The sequence below is a fragment of the Micromonospora fluostatini genome (assembly GCF_050410825.1).
Lineage (GTDB): Bacteria > Actinomycetota > Actinomycetes > Mycobacteriales > Micromonosporaceae > Micromonospora > Micromonospora rosaria.
The window spans coordinates 7,287,795-7,302,421 of sequence record NZ_CP191251.1; the positions used below are offsets into that span (position 1 = coordinate 7,287,795).

The 14,627-nt window shown below is 73.7% G+C and carries 9 protein-coding genes; 6 read left to right on the plus strand and 3 right to left on the minus strand.

The window, feature by feature from the left end:
* The first annotated feature begins 103 nt into the window (after nucleotides 1-103).
* Nucleotides 104-1,783 carry a cobyrinate/hydrogenobyrinate a,c-diamide synthase gene (locus ACQUFX_RS32595; protein WP_428963950.1) on the plus strand — a complete coding sequence of 560 codons (1,680 nt, stop codon included), beginning with the start codon at nucleotides 104-106 and terminating at the stop codon, nucleotides 1,781-1,783.
* Between the two features lie 92 nt (nucleotides 1,784-1,875).
* Here the strand turns inward: ACQUFX_RS32595 and ACQUFX_RS32600 are convergent, their stop codons facing one another.
* Nucleotides 1,876-4,008: a transglycosylase domain-containing protein gene (locus ACQUFX_RS32600; protein ID WP_428963951.1), complete on the minus strand. Its 2,133-nt coding sequence runs from the start codon at nucleotides 4,006-4,008 to the stop codon at nucleotides 1,876-1,878.
* 121 nt (nucleotides 4,009-4,129) lie between these two features.
* On the opposite strand from ACQUFX_RS32600, the gene cobC reads away from it, so the two are divergent.
* From cobC to cobA, 3 genes are read left to right on the plus strand one after another with little or no spacing between them, the layout of a single operon-like run.
* Entirely contained in the window at nucleotides 4,130-5,230 is a 1,101-nt protein-coding gene (gene cobC / locus ACQUFX_RS32605; protein ID WP_428963952.1) for an Rv2231c family pyridoxal phosphate-dependent protein CobC, read from the plus strand.
* Nucleotides 5,230-6,462 carry a nicotinate-nucleotide--dimethylbenzimidazole phosphoribosyltransferase gene (locus ACQUFX_RS32610; RefSeq protein ID WP_428963953.1) on the plus strand — a complete coding sequence of 411 codons (1,233 nt, stop codon included), beginning with the start codon at nucleotides 5,230-5,232 and terminating at the stop codon, nucleotides 6,460-6,462. The genes cobC and ACQUFX_RS32610 overlap by 1 nt, the downstream gene beginning before the upstream one ends.
* A complete protein-coding gene (gene cobA / locus ACQUFX_RS32615; protein ID WP_428963954.1) occupies nucleotides 6,459-7,784 on the plus strand; it encodes a uroporphyrinogen-III C-methyltransferase in 1,326 nt (441 codons plus the stop codon). Before ACQUFX_RS32610 ends, cobA begins: the two co-directional genes overlap by 4 nt.
* A 221-nt stretch (nucleotides 7,785-8,005) precedes the next feature.
* On the opposite strand, the gene otsB is transcribed toward cobA, so the two are convergent.
* Both otsB and ACQUFX_RS32625 read right to left on the minus strand, forming a co-directional pair.
* On the minus strand, nucleotides 8,006-10,612 hold the full coding sequence (gene otsB, locus ACQUFX_RS32620) for a trehalose-phosphatase (protein ID WP_428963955.1): 2,607 nt from the start codon (nucleotides 10,610-10,612) through the stop codon (nucleotides 8,006-8,008).
* Nucleotides 10,609-12,009 (minus strand): alpha,alpha-trehalose-phosphate synthase (UDP-forming), encoded by a 1,401-nt coding sequence (locus ACQUFX_RS32625; RefSeq protein ID WP_067372529.1) that lies wholly within the window; start codon nucleotides 12,007-12,009, stop codon nucleotides 10,609-10,611. The genes otsB and ACQUFX_RS32625 overlap by 4 nt, the downstream gene beginning before the upstream one ends.
* Nucleotides 12,010-12,358: 349 nt before the next feature.
* Here ACQUFX_RS32625 and ettA point away from each other — a divergent pair, with 349 nt between their 5' ends.
* Complete coding sequence (ettA, locus tag ACQUFX_RS32630; protein ID WP_428963956.1) at nucleotides 12,359-14,035, plus strand: energy-dependent translational throttle protein EttA; 1,677 nt, start codon at nucleotides 12,359-12,361, stop codon at nucleotides 14,033-14,035.
* Between the two features lie 23 nt (nucleotides 14,036-14,058).
* Entirely contained in the window at nucleotides 14,059-14,553 is a 495-nt protein-coding gene (locus ACQUFX_RS32635) for an acyl-CoA thioesterase (RefSeq protein ID WP_428963957.1), read from the plus strand.
* Nucleotides 14,554-14,627: the final 74 nt, after the last annotated feature.

Genomic DNA, 14,627 nt, shown 5'->3' on the forward strand with positions numbered 1-14,627 from the left:
CGTCCGGCGGCATTCCCCCGCGTCGCCGGAGGGGTATGGTCACCCGGGCGGTTCCGGCGCCGGCCCGCCGTCGCGTACCCCTGGAGCCGGCGAGGAGTCGCCAATGACCGTCGTGCCGCGTCTCGTCCTCAGCGCGCCCTCCTCGGGGCACGGCAAGAGCGTCCTGGCGATCGGTCTGCTCGCCGCGCTCGCCGAGCGGGACCTGCCGGTCGTCGGGTTCAAGATCGGCCCGGATCCGGTGGACGCCGCGTACCTGGGGGTCGCCGCCGGCCGACCGGGGCGCAACCTCGACCCGAACCTGGTCGGCCCGCAGCGGCTCGGCCGACTCTTCGCGCACGGGGCCGCCGACGCCGGGTTCGCCCTGGTACAGGGCACGATGGGCCTGTACGACAGCGTCAGCGGCCGGCCCGAGGAGGAGTCCACCGCCGCGGTCGCCGCCGCGCTGCGCAGCCCGGTGGTGCTGGCGGTCGACGTGTCGGCGATGGGGCAGTCGGTCGCGGCCCTGGTGCACGGCTTCCGCTCGTACGACGAGCAGGTCTGGCTCGGCGGGGTGATCCTCACCCAGGTGGCGTCGAGCCGGCACGAGTCGATGCTGCGCGACGCGCTCGACGACGTCGGGGTACCGGTCTACGGGGCGTTGCGCCGGCACGAGTTGCCGCCGGTGCTGCCGTCCCGGCGGCACGGCGTGGTGCCGGCGTTGCGCCGGGAGGCCGAGGTGCTGCGGGCGGTCCGCCGGCTCGGCGAGGCGGCGGCGGGCACCGTCGACCTGGACCGGCTGCTGGTCCTGGCCCGCTCCGCGCCCCGGCTGGCCGCCGAACCCACGCTGGTCGCCGAATCCGCGCTGGTCACCGGGGCGGCGCTGGCCGCCGATCCCGCCCGGGTGGCGCTGGCCGCCGGACCCGCCCTGGCCCTCGGGAGCCCGCCGACCGGCGTGCTTCCCCTGAACGCCGGTGTCGGGCCGGCCGGCGCGGAGCCGACCCGGCCGCTGCCGGCGGCCGGGGGTGCCGAGGCCACCGTCGTGGTCGAGACCATCGGGTCCGCCCGGCCGGTGGGCGCGGCGGTCGCCGCCGGGGGCGGCACGGCCGACCCGGCCGGCGTGGTGCCGGGCGTCGTCGGCGGCGAGAGCACCGTCGCGCTGGCCGCCCGGCCGCCCGGGGCGGTTGCCGGGGCCGCCCGGCCGGTGGTGGCCCTGGCGGGCGGCCCCGGGGGCAGCTACAGCTACCCGGAGACCGCCGAGCTGCTGCGGGCCGCCGGTGCCGAGGTGGTGCTGGTCGACCCGCTGCGCGACGAGAAGCTGCCGCCCGGCACCCGGGCGCTGGTCGTCGGGGGCGGGCTGCCCGAGTCGTACGCCGAGCAGCTCTCGACCAACCGTCGGCTCTGCATCGCCGTGGCCGAGCTGGCCCGGACCGGCCGGCCCGTGCTGGCCGAGGGCGCCGGGCTGCTCTGGCTGGCCCGTGACCTGGACGGGTTGCCGATGTGCGGGGTGCTCGACGCCACCGCCACCCGCCGCGACGGGCTGGTCGTCGGGTACCGCCGGGCCACCTCCCGGACGGACAGCGTGATCGCCGCCAGCGGCGCGGTGCTGACCGGGTACAAGCAGCACAGCGTGGTGCTCACCCCCCGGGCCGGTCGGCAGCCGGCGTGGAGCTGGGACGGGGGAGCGCCGGAGGGGTTCGTCTGGCGCGGCGTGCACGCCTCACAGCTCACCCTGCACTGGGCCGCCGACCCGGGGATCGCCGCCCGGCTGGTCGCCGCCGCGGCGGCCCCCGACGCTCCCCGCTGACCCGCGCCGCGCTGTCACCCGGCTGACCGGCTGGCACCCGGCTCACCGGCGGCCCCCGCCACCGGTGAGCCGGGTGACCCCGCTCCGTCGGGTCAGCCGACGATGGCGTCCGACGGTGGGGTGAACTGGCGGACCGGGCGGTCCTTCAGGGCGTCGCGCAGGGTCTGGGCCACCGCCTCGATCGGGATCTGGGACTGCCCGTCACCGACCGCGTTGAAGGGGTTGTCCGGGTCGGAGATGAAGCTCGCCGCCGCCAGTTCCGGGGTGTACCCGACGAACCAGGCGGACCGGGTGCTGTCGGTGGTACCCGTCTTGCCGGCGACCGGGCGGCCGACCGTACCCCGGACGCTGTCGGCGGTCGACCAGCCGCCGCAGCCCCCCTTCGCCGGGCTGTCCCCGGTCGGGCAGCGGGCCGCGTCGGTGGCGGCACGGGCCGCGTCGGCGTTCACCACCTGCCGGCAGCGCGGCTTGGCGACCTCCCGTTCGATGCCGGAGGCGGTCCGGAAGACGGCCGGGGTGCCGTCCCGGTTGTTGATCAGCTGGACCGGCATCGCCTCGCAGTACCGCCCGTCGGCGGCGATCGCGGCGTAGGCGTTCGCCATCTCCAGCGGGGTGGCGTCGGAGACGCCGAGGGTGAACGCGCCCCACTTCTTCGCGTTCTCCGGGGCGGCGTGCTTGCGGTCCACGTCGGTCCGCCAGCGCAGGCCGAGCTGCTCCGCGAGCCGGACCGCCCGGTCCGCCCCGACCTGCTCCTCCAACCAGACGAAGTACGTGTTGACCGACTTGCCGAAGCCGGACCACATGGTCTGGGTACCGCTCATGGCGCCGCTGGCGTTCGACGGCGACCACCCGTCGTAGATCTCCGAGCGGTACCGGTGCGGCGCGTTGAAGGTGGTCGACAGCGGCATCCCCGCGTCGAGGGCGGCCAGCATCGGGAACATCTTGAACGTCGACCCGGCCTGGTACCCGGGCAGGTCACCACCGCCGAGCAGCGGCGCGACCGTGTTCGGGAAGTTCGCCTTCACCTTCGGCGAGGCCTCCGGGTTGGAGCTGGGCGGGTTCTCGGCCAGGTCGAGGGAGTACGTCCGGTTCACCGCCATCGCCTTGACCCGCCCGGTGCCGGGCTCGGCCACCACGATCCCGTTGGCGAACGGGCTGCCGGTACGGTCCTTCGCCCCCACGTTGTTCTCCGCCGCCTCCTGGATCTTCGGGTCGAGGCTGAGCACGGCCCGGTACCCGCCGCGGCGCAGCTTGTCCATCCGCTCCAGCCGGTTCGCGCCGAACGCGGGCTGCGCGCTCCACCAGTTCTTGAAGTAGTCGCAGGCGAAGCCCCAACTGTTGTACTCCTCGGGAATGGCGGCGCAGTCGTTCGGCGGGTCGGTCAACTTCAGCCGGATCGGTTCGCGCTTGAGCGCCGTGGCGGTGTCCGAGGAGAGGTAGCCGACCTGCGCCATCCGGTCCAGGACGTAGTTGCGCCGGGCGGTGGCGTCCTTCTGGTCGGAGCTGGCCGGGTCGTACTGGGAGGGTGACTTCACCAGGCCGGCGAGGGTGGCCGCCTCGACCGGGCTGAGGTCCTTCGGGGTCTTGGAGAAGAAGATCTCGCTGGCGGCGTAGATGCCGTACGCCCGGTGCCCGAAGTACGCCGAGTTGAGGTAGCGCTCCAGGATCTCCGGCTTGCTCAGCTCCTTCTCCAGGTCGATGGCCATCCGCATCTCCTTGACCTTGCGGATGCTGGTCTGTTCGGTGGCCTCCTGCACCTCCTTCGGGGTCGTCGCGCTGTCCCGCAGCGCCATCCGGACGTACTGCATGGTCAGCGTGGAGGCGCCCTGGGACACCCCGCTGGAGCGGGCGTTGGCGACGAAGGCGCGGGCCACGCCCTTCGGGTCGACCCCGCCGTGCTGGTAGAAGCGGGAGTCCTCGGCGGCCACGATCGCCTGCTGGATGTTGGGCGACATGTCCGACAGCTTCGTGTACTGCCGGTACTCCTCGTAGAACATCGTCAGCAGGGTCGTGCCGTCCGGGGCGTACAGGTAGGAGGTCTCGGCGGGCAGGGCGGTGGTCAGCAGCTTGGTCTTGGCTTCCACGGCGTGCGCGGTGGCCTTCGCACCGAGCCCGGTGGCGGCGGCCAACGGGTACGCGGCGGCGGCGACGACGATCCCGGCGATGAGACCGATGCGCAGGAGTGGGAGGAGGCGACCAGCGGCGGTAAGGGGTCGGTTGCTCACGGCCCGAAGTTATGACATTTCCGATACGTACATGAGAAATATTCATAAAGGGCGGTACGGTGACGCGCCCCACGTCGACCCCGGCTGTCCCGGGCGTCGGCTTCCCGGCAGGATCGCGGGCATGCACGGTGAGCGGAACGACGATCAGGCCCGGTCGTCGGCGACCCCGGGGGCGGCCGAGCCCGATCTCGGCCACCACGGCGACGCCGAGGTGGCCGACGGGCTGGTCGACCTGGCGGTCAACGTCCGCCGCGCCCCGCCGCCAGCCTGGCTGGCCGGGCCGATCGCGGCCACCCTGACCGACCTGGCCCGCTATCCCGACCCGACCGGGGCCCGCGCGGCCGTCGCCGCCCGGCACCGCCGCCCGCCGGAGGAGGTCCTGCTCACCGCCGGGGCCGCCGAGGGCTTCGTGCTGCTCGCCCGCGCCCTGTCCGACCGGCGTCGACCGGTGGTGGTGCACCCGCAGTTCACCGAGCCCGAGGCGGCGCTGCGGGCCGCCGGGCACACCGTCGAGCGGGTGCTGCTCGACCCTGCTGACGGCTTCCGGCTCGACCCCGACCGGGTACCCGCCGACGCCGACCTGGTCGTGATCGGCAACCCGACCAACCCGACCTCGGTGCTGCACCCCGCCCCGGTGCTGGCCGCGCTCGCCCGGCCCGGCCGGATCCTGGTGGTCGACGAGGCGTTCGCCGACACCACCACCGCGCCCGGCGTACCGGGGGAACCGGAGTCCCTGGCCGACCGCCGGGACCTGCCCGGCCTGGTGGTGGTGCGCAGCCTCACCAAGACCTGGGGCCTGGCCGGGCTGCGCATCGGGTACCTGCTCGGCGAGCCGGCGCTGCTCGCCCGGCTGGCCGCCGCCCAGCCGCTCTGGGCGGTCTCCACCCCGGCCCTGGCCGCCGCCACCGCCTGCGCGAGCCCGACCGCGGTCGCGGCCGAGCGCGCCATCGCCACCCAACTCGCCGCCGACCGCGACCACCTGGTGGCCCGCCTCACCGCCCTGCCCGGGGTACGCGTCGCGGGGCGGCCGGCCAGCGCCTTCGTCCTGATCCACCTGCCCGGTGCGGCCCGGGTCCGGGCGGTGCTGCGCGAACGGGGCTGGGCGGTACGCCGGGGCGACACCTTCCCCGGTCTCGGCCCGGACTGGCTGCGGGTGGCGGTCCGCGACCGGGCGACGACCGACGCGTTCACCGACGTACTGGCGGGAATCCTGGAGGCGTGATGCTGGAGGAGACGATCGCGGCGATCCGGCCGCCCGACGAGCCGGCGATGGTGGCCGCCCGGCACCGGCAGGGTCGGCTGACCAAGCCCGCCGGCTCGCTCGGCGCCCTGGAGGAGCTGTCGGTACGCCTCGCCGGGCTGGCCGGGGCCTGCCCGCCGCCGCTGCCCGAGCCGGCCGCGGTGGCGATCTTCGCCGGTGACCACGGCGTGCACGCGCAGGGCGTCACGCCCTGGCCGCAGGAGGTCACCGCCCAGATGATCGGCAACTTCCTGGCCGGCGGGGCGGTGGTCAACGCCTTCGCCCGCCAGGCCGGTGCCGTGGTCACCGTGGTCGACGTCGGCGTCGCCACCCCGCTGCCGGCGGTGCCCGCGCCGTCCCCGGCGGCTGTCCCGCCGCCCTCAGGGCCTGTCCCGCCGCCCCGGGCCGGCACCGCCGGGTCGACCCGGCCGGCGGCACCGGGGACCGGTGGCGGGGCGCCCCGCCTGGTGGCGGCGAAGGTCCGGGCCGGCACCCGGGACCTGACGGTCACCGCCGCCCTCACCCGCGACGAGGCGCGGGCCGCGCTGGAGACCGGCATCCGGGTCGCCGGGGACCTGATCGACGGCGGGGCGCGCATCCTGCTCACCGGCGACATGGGCATCGGCAACACCACCCCGGCCGCCGCGCTGGTCGCCGCGTTCACCGGCGCCGACCCGGCCGAGGTGACCGGGCGGGGGACCGGCGTCGACGACCCCACGTACGCCCGGAAGGTGGCGGTGGTGCGGGCCGGCCTGCGGCGGCACGACCCCGACCCGGCCGACCCGCTGGGCGTGCTCGCCGCCGTCGGCGGCCTGGAACACGCCGCGCTGGCCGGGCTGATCCTGGCCGCCGCCGCCCGGCGGACCCCGGTGCTGCTGGACGGGGTGATCGCCGTCTCCGCCGCGCTCGCGGCGGCGGCGTTCGCCCCGGCGGCGGTGGGCGCGATGGTCGCCGGGCACCGCTCCGCCGAGCCGGGCGCCGGGGTGGCGTTGCGCCGGCTCGGTCTCGACCCGCTGATCGACCTCGGCCTGCGGCTCGGCGAGGGCACCGGCGCGCTGCTGGCCCTGCCGGTGGTCACCGGCGCGGTCCGGGTACTGCACGAGGTCGCCACCTTCGACACCGCCGGCGTCACCGAGCAGGACACCGGCCCGGGTGAGCCGCCCACCGGTGTGGTCGGCGCGTCGGTCACCGGTGACGGGACGGTCGGGCGGTGAACGCCAACCCGTACCCGCTCGGGCTGCGGCTGGCCGGCCGCCGGGTGGTGGTGGTGGGCGGGGGAACTGTCGCCACCCGCCGGGTACCGGCCCTGCTGGACGCCGGGGCGGACGTGCTGCTGGTCTCCCCGGAACTGTCCCTGTCCCTGCGGGCGCACGCCGACGCGGGCCGGCTGCGCTGGGAGCCCCGCCGGTTCGTGCCGGCCGACCTCGACGGCGCCTGGCTGGTGCAGACGGCGGTGGACGACCCGGTCGCCGCCGCCGAGGTCAGCGCGGCGGCGGACGAGCGCCGGATCTTCTGCGTCCGCGCCGACGACCGCTTCGCCGCCACCGCCTGGACCCCGGCGGTGACCCGCAACGGCCCGGTCACCGTCGCCGTCCTCGGCGGCGGCGACCCCCACCGCGCCATGCGCGTCCGAGACCGCATCCGCGACCTCCTGAGTGCAAGGAAGGGCCCCCTGTTAACGCCTCCGGTAGAGCAGGGGCCCCCTGTTAACACCCCTGCTGCGGGCGGCAGCGCTGCGGCGGCGGCCGGCGCCGGTGCGGCCGGCACCGCGGGCGGTATCGCCGCGGGTGCGGGCCGGGCGGGGGCCGTCGGGCGGGTGGCGCTGGTCGGTGCCGGGCCGGGCGACCCGGAGCTGATCACGGTCAAGGGCTGGCGGCTGCTCGCCGAGGCGGACGTGGTGGTCGCCGACCGGCTGGTACCCGGCCTGCTCATGGACGAGCTGGGCCCCGACGTCGAGCTGGTGGACGCCTCCAAGATCCCGTACGGGCCGTCGCGGACCCAGGAGGAGATCAACCAGACCCTGGTCGACCGGGCGCTCGCCGGGCGGAACGTGGTCCGGCTCAAGGGCGGCGACCCGTACGTCTTCGGTCGGGGTGGCGAGGAGCTGCTGGCCTGCGTGGCGGCGGGCGTACCGGTGACCGTGGTCCCCGGGGTGACCAGCGCGGTCGCCGTGCCGGCGGTGGCCGGGGTGCCGGTCACCCACCGGGGGGTCGCGCACGAGTTCACCGTGGTCTCCGGGCACGTCGCCCCGGACTCGCCCGAGTCCCTGGTGCACTGGGCGGCGTTGGCGCAGTTGCGCGGCACCCTGGTCGTCCTCATGGGGCTGAAGAACCTGCCCGCCATCGCCGCCACGCTGACCGGGCACGGCAAGGATCCGGCCACCCCGGTCGCCGTGGTGCAGGAGGGTACGACCGGCACCCAGCGGACGGTGCGCTCGACGTTGGGCACGGTCGCGGCGGACGTGGCCGAGGCGGGCCTGCGTCCCCCCGCGATCGTGGTCATCGGCAACGTCGTGGCAGCCCTCCCCCCACCCTGACCCCACCCTGACCCCCACCCCCACCCTCCACACCTCCCCCCACCCTCAAGCCGCCCTCGTTGATCATGGAGTTGGCGTGGCCCGCCCGGCGTGTCACCGCAGCCAACTCCATGATCAACGGGGCGGGGGAGGGGGCGGGGGCGGGGAGGGCGAGGGCGGCGGGGGGAAAGACGGGGCGGCCGGGGAGGAGGGCTCCCCGGCCGCCGGTGGTGCTGGGTGGATCAGTGCTTGAGCATGTTGTCCAGCAGCAGGGCGCAGCGGATCAGCCCGAGGTGGCTGTACGCCTGCGGGTGGTTGCCCAGGCCCCGCTCGGCGAGCGGGTCGTACTGCTCGGGGAGCAGCCCGGTCGGCCCGGCCGTGTCGATCATCTGGCTGAACAGCTCCTCGGCGTCGGTGCGGCGACCGGTGCGCAGGTACGCCTCGATCAGCCACGCCGTGCAGATGTGGAACCCGCCCTCCCGGCCGGGCAGTCCGTCGTCCCAGTGGTACCGGTAGACGACCGGCCCGCTGCGCAGGTCCGCCTCGATCTTGAGCACGGTGGAGAGGAACCGGGGGTCGTCGCCGGGGAGCAGCCCGGAGAGGCCGATCCAGAGCGAGGAGGCGTCCATCTCCTCGTCGCCGTAGGCGACGCTGTACGCCTCGGCGCCGGCGTGCCAGCCCTGCTCCAGGACGTTGGCGCCGATCCGCTCGCGCAGCTCCACCCACTCGGGGCGGTCCTCGCCGCTGTGCTGGCGGACCACCTGCAACGCCCGGTCCACGGTCATCCAGCACATCACCTTCGAGAAGATGTGGTGCCGGGGCGGGAGGCGGGCCTCCCAGATGCCGTGGTCCGGCTCGTGCCAGCGGCGGCGTACCGCCTCGACCATGTTCTCCAGCACCCGCCACTCGGTCTCCCGGACCGAGCCCCGGGCGTCGGCGACGGCGGCGATCAGGTCGGCGATCGGGCCGAAGACGTCGAGCTGGAGCTGGTGGTTGGCGAGGTTGCCGACCCGGACCGGCCGGCTGCCGGCGTACCCGGGCAGGGTGTCGATGACCGCCTCGGCGCCCAGCTCGTACCCCTCCACGGTGTAGAGCGGGTGCAGCCGCTCCGGGTGCCCCCCGGTGCGCTCGACGCAGCCGTCCACCCAGCGCAGGAACGCCTCGGCCTCCTGGATGGACCCGAGGTCCACCAGGACCCGGGCGGTCATCGCCGCGTCGCGCAGCCAGCAGTACCGGTAGTCCCAGTTCCGGACGCCGCCCAGCTCCTCGGGGAGCGAGGTGGTCGCCGCGGCGAGGATCGAGCCGGTGGCCTCGTGGCAGAGCCCACGCAGGGTCAACGCGCTGCGGGCGACCAGGTCGCGGGCGGTGTTCGGCAGCCGCAGCCCGGCCACCCACTCCTTCCACGGCTGTTCGGCGGTGGCCTGGCGCTCGTGCACCGTGAGCCGGTGGTGGTCCAGGTTCTGCGTGCCGAACCGCAGCTCCAGGGTCACCTGCCCGCCGGCGGCGGAGAGGTCGACGGTCGCCTTGGCGGTCTCGTTGCCGCCGTCGTTGTCGACCTCCCACTCCACGCCCGGGGAGTAGAGCGCGACCGGCTCGTTGGAACCGAGCACCAGCAGGCCGTCGCCGGTCGGCTGCAACTGCACCGCGACCTGGCCGAACTCCGGCCGGGGGGCGAACTCCAGGGCGACCCGCCCGCTGCCGGTGAGCACCCGGATCAGGGTCGAGTCGCCGGAGACCACCGCCGGGCCGGGCGGCACCGCGTCGGACGAGGGCCGGTCGAGCCAGTCGGTGACGGTCAGCCCCGACCACCGGGTCTCCACGGTCATCGTGCCGGAGCGGTACCGCTGGCCGAGCGGGATGCCACCGCGTTCCGGGGCGACGCTGAAGTGCCCGGCCGGGCTGCCACCGACCAGGTCGGCGAAGATCGCCGCCGAGTCCGGCTTGGGGTGGCAGAGCCAGGTGACCTTCGCCTCCGGCGTCAGCAACGCCACGGTACGGCCGTTGGAGAGCATCGAGTGCCGCTCGATCGGTACCGCCCGCTCGCCGAAGAGCCAGTGCCGCCGGGTCTCCAGCAGCAGGGCGAGCGCGCGGGCCGCCTCGATCGGCTCGGCCACCCGGTAGTCGGCCTGCGTGGCGCCGGGGCCGATCTTGATGCCGACGTCCGGACCGTGCAGGTTGCCGAAGGCGTTCTCGTCGGTGACGTCGTCGCCGATGAAGAGCACCGCGCTGGCCGAGAGCTGGGTCCGTAGCTGGTCGACCGCGGTGCCCTTGTGGGTGGCCACCACGGAGAGCTCGATGACCTCCTTGCCCTGGGTGACGGTGACGTCGCCCCAGGTCGCGGGGCCGGAGCGGACCGCGTCGACGGCTGCGGCGGCGACCTGTGGGTCGACCCCACGGGTGTGCACCGCGACGCTGGCCGGCTTGCGCTCCAGCCGCACCCCGGGGTGGGCGGCGGCGATCTCGCGGAGTTGGTCCCGCAGCCGGGTCCGCACGGCGATCAGCTCGGGGGAGAGCCGCTCGACGAAACCGATGTCGAACTCGGAGCCGTGGCTGCCGACCAGGTGCACCTCACTGGGCAGCCGGGACAGCGCGGCGAGGTCGCGCAGGGCGCGCCCGGACACCACCGCGACCGAGGTCTGCGGCAGCGCGGCCAGCGCCCGGACGGCGGCGACCGACTCGGGCAGCGGGACCGCCTTGCTCGGGTCCTCCACGATCGGGGCGAGGGTGCCGTCGTAGTCGCAGGCGACCAGGAGCTGCGGCACCCGGGCGATCCGCCCGATGGCGGAGCGTAGGGCGGGGTCGAGGACGCCGGAGACCGAGGGCGTGCCGTCGACGACGGACGTGTTCATGCGGCCTCCGTATCGGGGACGCCCAGCTCGGTCAGGAACGACTTCGCCCAGTGCCCCACGTCGTGGGTGCGCAGGTGACGCTGCATGATCCGCATGCGCCGACGGGCCTCCGGCTTCTCCACGTGCACGGCTCTCAGCAGGGCGTCCTTGACCGCCTCCGGGTCGTGCGGGTTACACAGAAATGCCTGGCGCAGCTCGGTGGCCGCGCCGGCGAACTCACTGAGCACGAGGGCACCACCGCTGTCGGTGCGCGCCGCGACGTACTCCTTTGCCACCAAATTCATTCCGTCTCGCAGGGGAGTCACCATCATCACGTCGGCCGCGACGTACATCGCGGCCAGTTCACTGCGACTGTACGACTGATGCAGGTAATGCACGGCCGGCACGCCGACCCTGCCGAATTCCCCATTAATCCGGCCAACTTCTCGTTCGACCTTGACCCGAAGTGCCTGGTAGTGCTCGACCCGTTCCCGGCTCGGCGTGGCGACCTGCACCATAACCGCGTCCGGAACTGTCAACTTTCCGTCAGACAGCAGTTCCCGGAAGGCCTTGAGTCGGAGCTCGATGCCCTTGGTGTAGTCGAGCCGGTCGACGCCGAGGATGATCGTCTTGGGATCGCCCAGCTCAGCGCGGATCTGCTTGGCCCGAGCCTGGATCGCCGGGTCGGCGGCCAGCCGCTCCATCTCGGCCACGTCGATCGAGATGGGAAAAGCACCGGCCTTGACTTGACGGCCGTCAACCTGGATCATCTGCCCCTCGTACCGAAGGCCGAGCAGATGCCGGGCCAGCCGGACGAAGTTCTGCGCGGCGAGTCGCTGCTGGAACCCGACCAGGTCGGCGCCGAGCAGGCCCCGCAGCACCTCGGCGCGCAGCGGCATCTGCATGAACAGTTCGATCGGCGGGAACGGAATGTGCAGGAAGAAGCCGATGCGCAGATCCGGGCGGAGTTCGCGCAGCATCGCCGGGACCAGTTGGAGCTGGTAGTCCTGGACCCAGACGGTCGCGCCCTCGGCCGCCACGTCCGCCGCGGCCTCCGCGAACCGCGCGTTCACCAACCGGTACGCGTCGCGCCAGCGCCGCTTGTACGCCGGGGTCTCCACGGCGTCGTGGTAGAGCGGCCAGATGGTGGCGTTCGACTGGCCCTCGTAGTAGCGCTCCAGCTCCTCGGCGCTCAGCGGGACCGGGTGCAGCCGGATACCCTCCAGGTCGAACGGCTCGGGCGCGGGGCCGGTCCCGCCGGCCCAGCCGACCCAGGTGCCCTGGTGCTCGGCGAGCACCGGGTGCAGCGCGGTGACCAGCCCACCGGGGCTACGGCGCCACTGCCGCCCTTCGGGTGTGCTCACCTCATCGACCGGCAGTCGGTTCGCCACTACGACAAAGGAGCTACGGACGGTCACGATCGGCCACCTCCGGCTGCTGCTGACGGGTCCACCGCGATGAGCGTACTGAGCGTAGCTGCGGCGTCTGCCACCCCGTGCCCGACTTCCCTACCCGTCCCAAAGCCAGCTCAACCGGCTTGGTGATCTTCACGACCCGCCGGTGGGACCGGTCGGGGTGGGGTCGTGGTGGCCCCGGGCGGCGCGCCGGGTCGCGGCTGGCCGGGGCGATGTGGGCGGACGCGGCCGTACCTGTCAGGATTGAGGGTGGCGTGCGCGCGGCCGGTCCCGGCCGGCGGCGGGTCGGAGATCGCCGGCCCGCGCCCGTGTCCGCCGGCCCCAGTCGCAATCTACGGAGGTAGCCCGCACCGTGGCCCAGTACATCTACGTCCTGGAAAAGGCGCGCAAGGCGCACGGCGACAAGGTCGTGCTCGACAACGTGACGCTGAGCTTCCTGCCGGGGGCCAAGATCGGTGTGGTCGGCCCGAACGGCGCCGGTAAGTCCAGCCTTCTCAAGATCATGGCAGGGCTGGACCGGCCGAGCAACGGCGAGGCCCGGCTGATGCCCGGCTACACCGTCGGCCTGCTCGCCCAGGAGCCCCCGCTCAACGACGCCAAGACCGTCCTCGGCAACGTCGAGGAGGCGGTCGCCGAGACCAAGGCCAAGCTGGAGCGGTTCAACAAGATCGCCGAGCAGATGGCCACCGACTACTCCGACGAGCTGATGGAGGAGATGGGCAAGCTCCAGGAGGAGCTGGACCACGCCGACGCCTGGGACATCGACTCCAAGCTCGAACTGGCCATGGACGCGCTGCGCTGCCCCCCGCCGGACGCCGACGTCACCAAGCTCTCCGGCGGTGAGCGCCGCCGGGTGGCGCTGTGCAAGCTGCTGCTGGAGGCCCCCGACCTGCTGCTGCTCGACGAGCCCACCAACCACCTGGACGCGGAGAGCGTGCAGTGGCTGGAGCAGCACCTGGCCAAGTACGCGGGCACCGTCATGGCGATCACCCACGACCGGTACTTCCTGGACAACGTGGCCGGCTGGATCCTGGAGCTGGACCGGGGCCGGGCCGTCGGCTACGAGGGCAACTACTCCACGTACCTGGAGAAGAAGGCCGCCCGGCTGGCCGTCGAGGGTCGCCGCGACGCCAAGATGAAGAAGCGCCTCTCCGAGGAGCTGGAGTGGGTGCGCTCCAACGCCAAGGCCCGGCAGACCAAGTCCAAGGCCCGGCTCGACCGGTACGACGAGATGGCCGCCGAGGCGGAGAAGACCCGGAAGCTGGACTTTGAGGAGATCCAGATCCCGCCGGGCCCGCGTCTGGGCAACACGGTCATCGAGGCGAACAGCCTGACCAAGGGCTTCGGCGACCGGGTGCTGATCGACAACCTCTCCTTCTCGCTGCCGCGCAACGGCATCGTCGGCATCATCGGCCCGAACGGCGTCGGCAAGACCACCCTGTTCAAGACCATCGTCGGGCTGGAGCAGCCGACCGACGGCGGGGTCAGGGTCGGTGACACCGTCTCGCTGTCGTACGTCGACCAGAACCGGCAGGGCCTGGACGGGGACAAGACCGTCTGGGAGGTCGTCTCCGACGGGCTGGACCACCTCATGGTCGGCAAGGTCGAGATGCCGTCGCGGGCGTACATCGCGGCGTTCGGGTTCAAGGGCCCGGACCAGCAGAAGCCGACCAAGGTGCTCTCCGGTGGCGAGCGCAACCGGCTCAACCTGGCGCTCACGCTGAAGATCGGCGGGAACGTGATCCTGCTCGACGAGCCCACCAACGACCTGGACGTGGAGACCCTCTCCAGCCTGGAGAACGCGCTGCTGGAGTTCCCCGGCTGCGCCGTGGTCATCTCCCACGACCGGATGTTCCTGGACCGGGTCGCCACGCACATCCTGGCCTGGGAGGGTGACGACCAGAACCCGGCCAAGTGGTTCTGGTTCGAGGGCAACTTCGAGGCGTACGAGAAGAACAAGATCGACCGGCTCGGCGCGGAGGCGGCCCGGCCGCACCGGGTGACGTACCGCAAGCTGACCCGCGACTGACCAGGGCGGAGCGGTACCGATCCATGAGTAACCGATTCGTCTACCACTGCACGCTGCGCTGGTCCGACCTGGACGCGTACGGCCACATCAACAACTCCCGCTTCCTCACCCTGTACGAGGAGGCCCGGGTGGCGCTGATGTTCGCCGGCGGTCGGGCCTGGGGGGTCGGCTCGTTCGCCGAGGGTGTCGTCATCCGCCGGCACGAGGTCGACTACCTGCGCCCGGTCGACTACGCGGTCGGCCGGGCCACCGCCGAGGCGGCGCCGACCGTCCGGATCGAGCTGTGGATCGAGGAGATCCGGGCGGCCCGGTTCACCGTCGTCTACGAGCTGTACGACGGTGAGGTGCTGGCCAGCCGGGCCCGCTCGGTGCTGGTCCCGTTCGACCTGTCCCGGCAGTTGCCGAGGCGGTTGACCGAGGAGGAGCGGGCGTTCCTGCTGATCTACGCGATGGACCAGCCGGGTACGGCCGACGGCGATCCGCCCCGGCGGGCCGTGCCGCTGGGCGGCACGACGTGAGCCGGGTCGACGGACCCGGGTCGGGCGGCGCGGGCGGCCCCGGGGGCGCGCTGGCGGCGGCCGGCCCGGCGGGC

Coding starts and splice junctions, on each gene's coding strand:
- ACQUFX_RS32635 (WP_428963957.1), top strand. CDS start 14,059: ATGAGTAACCGATTCGTCTACCACTGCACGCTGCGCTGGTCCGACCTG.
- cobC (WP_428963952.1), top strand. CDS start 4,130: ATGCACGGTGAGCGGAACGACGATCAGGCCCGGTCGTCGGCGACCCCG.
- ACQUFX_RS32595 (WP_428963950.1), top strand. CDS start 104: ATGACCGTCGTGCCGCGTCTCGTCCTCAGCGCGCCCTCCTCGGGGCAC.
- otsB (WP_428963955.1), bottom strand. CDS start 10,612: ATGAACACGTCCGTCGTCGACGGCACGCCCTCGGTCTCCGGCGTCCTC.
- ACQUFX_RS32610 (WP_428963953.1), top strand. CDS start 5,230: ATGCTGGAGGAGACGATCGCGGCGATCCGGCCGCCCGACGAGCCGGCG.